Here is a 6,274-nt window from a genome sequence, read left to right as displayed (position 1 = left end):
GGGCCGGGCGCCCGCCAGTGCATTTGCGGCCTCGTCCACGTCGAACCCGCGCGCGGCGGCGAGCGCGACGCCGTACGCGCCCGCGATGCCGAGCAATGGCGCCCCGCGCACGGCGAGCGAGCGGATCGCCTCCACCAGCGCGGGTGCGTCCGTACAGACCATCTCGACCTCTTCGGCCGGCAGCCTTGTCTGGTCGAGCAGGACCACGACCGGACCCTCGGGGGGCTCTTCCCAACGGATCGCCGGTATCCCGTTCGGCGGTTTGTCCTCGCCGGATTGCGCGTACTGATCAGCCATGCGGTCAGTCTGCCCGCAGTACGGCGGACAATTGAAGGTGTGCAGCCCATACCGCGGCCGGTCCCTGGGCCACCACCCCATGGCACGATGTCTGCCAACCTGCCGCCGCGACAGCGGACGGGCACCGTGAAGGAGCGACGATGAAAGACACGCCGGGCTGGGCCTCGCCCGGATCCGCCCCGTCCGACGGGCAGGAACCCGGCACGTCCGGCCCTGCCGAACAGCCCGACCAGCCGACCCCCGCACAGCCCGCGGACCAGCCGGGCCCGCAGCCGCAGGACCCCGGCTCGAAGTGGTCCAAGGAGCAGCCGCCACCCGCCCAGTGGTCCGCCCCGGGCGGCTCCCCGGGCCCGGGCCAGGCACCGCCGCCCCCACCGCCCGGTCCCGGCTGGGGCAGCCGGCCCCCCGGCGGGTACGGCGGCGGCCACGGCAACTGGCAAGGCCCCGGAGGACACGGCGGCTGGGGCGGCCAGTGGGGCGGTCCCCCGCCCGCGGCCAAGCCCGGCGTGATCCCCCTGCGCCCGCTCGGCGTCGGCGAGATCCTCGACGGCGCCGTCTCCACGATGCGCACCTATTGGCGCACCGTGCTCGGCATCTCGCTGACGGTCGCGGTCGTCACGGAGATCGTCGTCATCCTGCTCCAGGGCCTCGTCCTGAACGACAGGACCAGCACGGAGGCCCTCAACGACCCGAGCGCCACCCTCGGCGAACTGACCCGCGCCCTGGGCGACGCGCTGCTCAGCTCCGGAGTCGTCTTCCTGATCTCCCTGATCGGCACCGTCGCGGCGACCGCGCTGCTCACCACCGTGACCAGCCGTGCGGTCCTCGGCAAGCCCGTGACCACAGCTGAGGCCTGGGGCGACGCCCGTCCACGGGTGGTGAAACTGTTCGGCCTGATCTTCCTGTTGCTCCTCATCGCCGTTGGAGTCGCCTTCGTGGGTGCCGTCCCCGGCATCCTCGTGGCACTGGCGGGAGGGGGCGCCGCCGGCGCCGGACTCATCGTCCTGGGCAGCCTGTGCACCGGTGTCGTCGCCCTGTGGCTGATGATCCGCTTCTCCCTGGCCTCCGCGGCGCTGATGCTGGAGAAGCAGGGCATCATGAAGGCGATGAGCCGCTCCGCGAAGCTCGTGCGCGGCTCCTGGTGGCGGGTCTTCGGCATCCAGCTGCTCGCCACGATCATCGCGAACATCGTCGCTGCGATCGTCGTCATCCCCTTCGGGTTCCTCGCCGCAGCGCTCAGCGGTGACGGCGTCAGCGGCTTCCTGGAGGGCACCGGCGACTTCGGCTGGACGTTCCTGATCATCAGCGGGATCGGCTCGGTGATCGGTTCCATGATCACGTTCCCGATCACGGCAGGCGTGACCGTGCTCCTCTACATCGACCAGCGCATCCGGCGCGAGGCCCTCGACCTCGACCTCGCCCGCGCCGCCGGTGTCCAGGGCTACGGCTCCGGCACTGCCGACTCCACGCCCGGGAGCTGATGCGGTGAGCCTGGCCGGGGACGTCCTCACAGCCGCGCCGGCCCTGCCGCGCGCCGCCGACACGGCCGTGCGTACCTGGCTCCGCGCCGGCGACCATGCCGTGCGCCCTTCGCACCACGGCGGCGGCACGTCTGTGTCGGTCCTCGCCGGCTCGAGCGACGAACCGCCGCTGACGATCCCGCGGGACCCCGCGCGGGAGGCGGCCCGGCGCGAGCTGTCCAAGCGGCTGTACCACGAGGACGACCCCGGCCTCTTCCAACGGGCCCTTGACGCCTTCTGGGGCTGGGTCAACGACCTGTTGGGCGCCGCGTCCGCTGCCACACCCGGAGGCGCGCTCGGCCTGGTCGTCGTCATCATCGCCGTCGTCGCCGTCCTGGCTGCCCTGTGGTGGCGCCTGGGCACCCCGCGCCGCCAACCGACCTCTTCCGCCACCTTGTTCGACGACCGCCCCCGCAGTGCAGCCGAACATCGCGCGGCCGCCGAGGCCCACGCTGCCCAGCACCACTGGAACCGGGCCCTCCAGGAACGCATGCGGGCCATCGTCCGCTCTCTGGAGGAACGCGCCCTCCTCGACGCCCGCCCCGGCCGCACCGCCGACGAGGCGGCCGCGGAAGCAGGCCGTGCCCTGCCCTCCCACACCGACCGACTGCGCGCCGCCGCCCGGGACTTCGACGACGTGACATACGGCGGACGCGCGGCGACCGAGCAGTCGTACCGCCGCATCGCCGAACTCGACCGCGACCTGGAACGCACCAAACCACAGCTCACCAGCAGCAACGCCCACAGCGCCGACCACACCACCCGCCAGGGAGCCGCCGGATGACCGCCGAGGCCACGCTCCCGTCCACCTCGACCTCGCCCACCCCCCGCCAGGTGTGGACCCGCACGCGAGGCGTCGCACTCGCCCTCGTCCTCCTCCTGGCGGCCGCCGTCGTGATCGCCCTGATCCGCTCCGACACCCACCGCGGCAGCCTCGACCCGCGCTCCGCAGACCCCCAGGGCAGCCGCGCCATCGCCGAACTCCTCGCCGAACGCGGCGTGTCCACCCGCGTGGTCACCACCCTGGACGCGGCACGCGCCGCAGCCGCCCCGGACACCACCCTCCTGGTCGCGGTCCCCGACCTGCTGACGAGCCGTCAACAAACCGTGCTGCGTTCCACGATCGCCGAATCCGGCGGACGTACCGTCCTCGTTGCCGCCGGCAGCTCCTCCGTCGAGCAGCTCGCCCCCGGCGTCACCGCGGACCCCGCCACCAGCCTCGAGTCGACACTCGCCCCCAACTGTGACTTCCCCGCCGCGCAGCGCGCCGGCACCGCCGACACGGGCGGCCTGCGCTACACCACCACCCACCTCGATGCCGACCAGTGCTACCCCAGCGAACGCCTGGCCACCCTGATCCGCGTCCCAGACGCATCCGGGGATGGAGACACCGTCGTCCTCGGCGCGCCCGACATCCTCTTCAACGACCGCCTCGACGAGCAGGGCAACGCTTCGCTCGCCCTCCAACTCCTCGGCTCGCGCCCCCATCTGGTCTGGTACCTCCCCTCGCTTTCCGACACCTCGGCCGCCGACCAGGACGACGACCAGACCCTTTTCGAACTCCTCCCCTCGGGCTGGCTCTGGGGCACCCTGCAGCTCTTCATCGCCGCAGCCCTCGCCGCCCTGTGGCGAGCACGCCGACTCGGCCCTCTGGTGCCCGAAAAACTCCCCGTGGCGATCCGCGCCTCCGAAACCGTCGAAGGTCGCGCCCGCCTCTACCGCAAGGCGAACGCCCACGACCGCGCGGCCGCCGCTCTCCGCTCCACCACCCGCACTCGCCTTGCTCCCCTCGTAGGCGTCCCCGTCGCCCAGGCGCACGCGCCCGAAGCCCTGCTCCCCGCCCTGTCCGCTCATCTCCACAGCGACGGCCAGTCCCTGCACACCCTCCTCTTCGGCCCGCCGCCCAGCGACGACGCGGCCCTCATCGCCCTCGCCGACCAACTCGACGCCCTCGAAAGAGAGGTACGCCGTCCATGATGGACCCGACCACTGACAACGCCGGGCAGACCAGGGACCCGGGCAACGCCCGAGCTGCCCTGGAGGCCCTGCGCGCCGAGATCGCCAAGGCTGTGGTCGGCCAGGACCCCGCCGTGACCGGTCTCGTCGTCGCACTCCTCTGCCGCGGACACGTTCTACTGGAAGGAGTCCCCGGGGTCGCCAAAACGTTGCTCGTCCGCGCCCTCGCCTCGGCACTCGAACTCGACACCAAGCGCGTCCAGTTCACCCCCGACCTCATGCCCAGCGACGTGACCGGCTCCCTGGTCTACGACACCCGCACCGCCGAGTTCTCCTTCCAGCCCGGCCCGGTCTTCACCAACCTCCTCCTCGCCGACGAGATCAACCGCACCCCGCCCAAGACCCAGTCGTCCCTCCTCGAAGCCATGGAGGAACGCCAGGTCACGGTCGACGGCGTCCCACGCCCCCTCCCCGAGCCGTTCCTGGTCGCCGCGACCCAGAACCCCGTCGAGTACGAGGGCACATACCCACTCCCCGAAGCCCAGCTGGACCGCTTTCTCCTCAAGCTCACCATCCCCCTCCCCTCCCGCCAGGACGAGATCGATGTCCTCACCCGCCACGCCGAGGGCTTCAATCCTCGCGACCTGCGCGCAGCCGGCGTACGCCCCGTAGCGGGCCCAGCCGTCCTGGAGGCCGCCCGCGCGGCGGTCGCCAAGACCACGGTGTCCCCGGAGATCACCGCCTATGTGGTCGACATCTGCCGAGCCACCCGCGAATCGCCGTCACTCACCCTCGGCGTCTCCCCCCGCGGAGCCACCGCCCTGCTCGCCACCTCCCGCGCGTGGGCCTGGCTGACCGGCCGCGACTACGTCATCCCGGACGATGTGAAAGCCCTGGCCCTTCCCACGCTCCGCCACCGCGTCCAACTCCGCCCGGAGGCCGAGATGGAAGGCGTGACAGGCGACTCCGTCATCAACGCCATCCTCGCCCACGTCCCCGTACCCCGCTGATGGCACTCACCGGACGCGCCGCCCTCCTCGCGGCCCTCGGCTCTCTCCCCGTCGGCCTGTGGGAACCCAGCTGGACGGGCATCCTCGCCGTCAACGCACCCTTGGCGATCGCTTGTGCCTGCGACTTCGCCCTCGCAGCACCCGTACGACGCCTGAGCCTGACCCGCTCCGGCGACACCTCGGTACGCCTGGGTGAAACAGCCGACGTCACTCTCACGGTCAGCAACCCGTCCCGCCGGCCACTCCGTGCCGACCTCCGCGATGCCTGGCCCCCCAGCAGCTGGCCCCCCGGCACCGAGGTGGCAGCCTCCCGCCACCACCTGACGGTCCCCGCCGGTGAACGCCGCCGCATCACGACCCGCCTACGCCCCACCCGCCGCGGCGACCGCCAAGCCGACCGAGTGACCATCCGCTCATACGGCCCCTTGCGCCTGTTCAGCCGCCAGGGCATTCACAAAGTCCCCTGGACGGTACGCGTCCTGCCCCCCTTCACCAGCCGCAAGCACCTCCCCTCCAAACTCGCCCGCCTACGCGAACTCGACGGTCGCACGAGCGTGCTGCAGCGCGGCGAGGGCACGGAATTCGACAGCCTTCGCGAATACGTCCCCGGCGACGACACCCGCTCGATCGACTGGCGCGCCACAGCCCGCCAGTCCACGGTCGCCGTACGCACCTGGCGGCCCGAGCGCGACCGCCGCATCCTCCTCGTCCTCGACACCGGCCGCACCTCCGCCGGCCGCGTAGGCGACGCCCCACGGCTCGACGCCTCGATGGACGCGGCCCTGCTCCTGGCGGCCCTCGCGTCGCGCGCCGGCGACCGCGTCGACCTGCTCGCATACGACCGCCGAGTACGCGCTCTCGTCCAGGGCCGTACGGCAGGCGACGTCCTCCCTTCCCTGGTCAACGCCATGGCGACCCTTGAGCCCGAGCTGATCGAAACGGACGCCCGGGGTCTCACGGCCACAGCACTCCGGACAGCCCCTCGCCGCTCCCTGATCGTGCTGCTCACCACCCTCGACGCGGCCCCGGTCGAGGAAGGCCTGCTGCCCGTCCTCCCTCGGCTCACCCAGCGCCACACAGTCCTGGTGGCATCAGTGGCAGATCCCCATATCGCCCGCATGGCAACGTCTCGCGGCGACGCCGAATCCGTCTACGACGCCGCAGCCGCTGCCCAGGCCCAATCCGAACGCCATCGCACCGCCGAACAACTCCGCCGGCATGGTGTTACGGTCGTCGACGCGACTCCCGACGAATTGGCCCCGGCCCTGGCCGATGCTTATCTGTCCCTGAAGACGGCGGGGCGGCTGTGAGGGAAACGCAGAAAACCCCCGAGCCGGTATCCCCGGCCGGGGGTCTTCTCAATGATTGTTCGGCGGTGTCCTACTCTCCCACAGGGTCCCCCCTGCAGTACCATCGGCGCTGTGAGGCTTAGCTTCCGGGTTCGGAATGTAACCGGGCGTTTCCCTCACGCTATGACCACCGAAACACTGT

Annotated in this window: 5 protein-coding genes, 1 rRNA gene and 1 pseudogene; 5 read left to right on the top strand and 2 right to left on the bottom strand. The window is 71.8% G+C overall.

Annotation, left to right across the window (positions count from 1 at the left end):
* Positions 1-297: pseudogene (locus ACTWQJ_RS44600) on the bottom strand (S-methyl-5-thioribose-1-phosphate isomerase); the annotation flags it as partial.
* A 140-nt stretch (positions 298-437) separates the two neighbouring features.
* Between ACTWQJ_RS44600 and ACTWQJ_RS44595 the strand changes: the two are divergent.
* From ACTWQJ_RS44595 to ACTWQJ_RS44575, 5 genes are read left to right on the top strand one after another with little or no spacing between them, the layout of a single operon-like run.
* Positions 438-1,778 carry a hypothetical protein gene (locus ACTWQJ_RS44595; RefSeq protein ID WP_443312105.1) on the top strand — a complete coding sequence of 447 codons (1,341 nt, stop codon included), beginning with the start codon at positions 438-440 and terminating at the stop codon, positions 1,776-1,778.
* A gap of 4 nt (positions 1,779-1,782) precedes the next feature.
* Positions 1,783-2,601 (top strand): DUF4129 domain-containing protein, encoded by an 819-nt coding sequence (locus ACTWQJ_RS44590; protein WP_443312104.1) that lies wholly within the window; start codon positions 1,783-1,785, stop codon positions 2,599-2,601.
* Positions 2,598-3,794, top strand: coding sequence for a DUF4350 domain-containing protein (locus tag ACTWQJ_RS44585; RefSeq protein WP_443312103.1), 1,197 nt, complete (start codon positions 2,598-2,600; stop codon positions 3,792-3,794). Before ACTWQJ_RS44590 ends, ACTWQJ_RS44585 begins: the two co-directional genes overlap by 4 nt.
* Complete coding sequence (locus tag ACTWQJ_RS44580) at positions 3,794-4,783, top strand: AAA family ATPase (protein ID WP_443312106.1); 990 nt, start codon at positions 3,794-3,796, stop codon at positions 4,781-4,783. The genes ACTWQJ_RS44585 and ACTWQJ_RS44580 overlap by 1 nt, the downstream gene beginning before the upstream one ends.
* Positions 4,783-6,093 (top strand): DUF58 domain-containing protein, encoded by a 1,311-nt coding sequence (locus ACTWQJ_RS44575; RefSeq protein WP_443312102.1) that lies wholly within the window; start codon positions 4,783-4,785, stop codon positions 6,091-6,093. The genes ACTWQJ_RS44580 and ACTWQJ_RS44575 overlap by 1 nt, the downstream gene beginning before the upstream one ends.
* 57 nt (positions 6,094-6,150) lie before the next feature.
* On the opposite strand, the gene rrf is transcribed toward ACTWQJ_RS44575, so the two are convergent.
* A 5S ribosomal RNA gene (rrf, locus tag ACTWQJ_RS44570) occupies positions 6,151-6,267 on the bottom strand.
* Positions 6,268-6,274: the final 7 nt, after the last annotated feature.

The organism is Streptomyces sp. KR55 (genome assembly GCF_052245645.1).
Taxonomy (GTDB): Bacteria; Actinomycetota; Actinomycetes; order Streptomycetales; family Streptomycetaceae; genus Streptomyces; species Streptomyces flavusporus.
Note: the sequence above shows the minus strand (reverse complement) of the source record. Positions and strands in the feature narration are given on the sequence as shown.

What these genes read in the sequence shown, in the direction of transcription:
- ACTWQJ_RS44595 (WP_443312105.1), top strand. Translation starts at nt 438, where the DNA reads ATGAAAGACACGCCGGGCTGGGCCTCGCCCGGATCCGCCCCGTCCGAC.
- ACTWQJ_RS44585 (WP_443312103.1), top strand. Translation starts at nt 2,598, where the DNA reads ATGACCGCCGAGGCCACGCTCCCGTCCACCTCGACCTCGCCCACCCCC.
- ACTWQJ_RS44575 (WP_443312102.1), top strand. Translation starts at nt 4,783, where the DNA reads ATGGCACTCACCGGACGCGCCGCCCTCCTCGCGGCCCTCGGCTCTCTC.
- ACTWQJ_RS44580 (WP_443312106.1), top strand. Translation starts at nt 3,794, where the DNA reads ATGGACCCGACCACTGACAACGCCGGGCAGACCAGGGACCCGGGCAAC.